Annotated in this window: 1 rRNA gene; it reads left to right on the top strand. The window is 56.8% G+C overall.

The annotated features are described in order from the left end of the window. Positions 1 to 1026, top strand: a 23S ribosomal RNA gene (locus tag AB0B90_RS38645); the annotation flags it as partial. Between the last annotated feature and the right edge of the window lie 6 nt (positions 1027 to 1032).

A 1032-nucleotide genomic window follows, 5' to 3' on the forward strand; every position in this document is an offset into this window, starting at 1 on the left:
GCGAAGCTGAGAACTTAAGCGCCAGTAAACGGCGGTGGTAACTATAACCATCCTAAGGTAGCGAAATTCCTTGTCGGGTAAGTTCCGACCTGCACGAATGGCGTAACGACTTCCCCGCTGTCTCAACCGCAGACCCGGCGAAATTGCACTACGAGTAAAGATGCTCGTTACGCGCAGCAGGACGGAAAGACCCCGGGACCTTCACTATAGCTTGACATTGGCGTTTGGAGCGTCTTGTGTAGGATAGGTGGGAGACGGTGAAGCCTTCACGCTAGTGGGGGTGGAGTCATTGGTGAAATACCACTCTGGTCGTTTTGAACGTCTAACTTCGGTCCGTGATCCGGATCAGGGACAGTGTCTGGTGGGTAGTTTAACTGGGGCGGTTGCCTCCTAAAGAGTAACGGAGGCGCCCAAAGGTTCCCTCAGCCTGGTTGGCAATCAGGTGTCGAGTGTAAGTGCACAAGGGAGCTTGACTGTGAGACCGACGGGTCGAGCAGGAGCGAAAGCTGGGACTAGTGATCCGGCGGTGGCATGTGGAAGCGCCGTCGCTCAACGGCTAAAAGGTACCCCGGGGATAACAGGCTGATCTTCCCCAAGAGTCCATATCGACGGGATGGTTTGGCACCTCGATGTCGGCTCGTCGCATCCTGGGGCTGGAGTAGGTCCCAAGGGTTGGGCTGTTCGCCCATTAAAGCGGTACGCGAGCTGGGTTTAGAACGTCGCGAGACAGTTCGGTCCCTATCCGCTGCGCGCGCAGGAGACTTGAAAGGAGCTGTCCCTAGTACGAGAGGACCGGGACGGACGAACCTCTGGTGTGCCAGTTGTTCCGCCAGGAGCACGGCTGGTTGGCTACGTTCGGAAGGGATAACCGCTGAAAGCATCTAAGCGGGAAGCTCGCCTTGAGATGAGGTCTCCCACCACGAGAGTGGGTAAGGCTCCCGGTAGACGACCGGGTTGATAGGCTGGAAGTGGAAGCGCAGTAATGTGTGGAGCTGACCAGTACTAATAGGCCGAGGACTTGACCACAAAGCA

It is taken from the genome of Streptosporangium sp. NPDC049078 (genome assembly GCF_040648855.1).
Taxonomy (GTDB): Bacteria; Actinomycetota; Actinomycetes; order Streptosporangiales; family Streptosporangiaceae; genus Streptosporangium.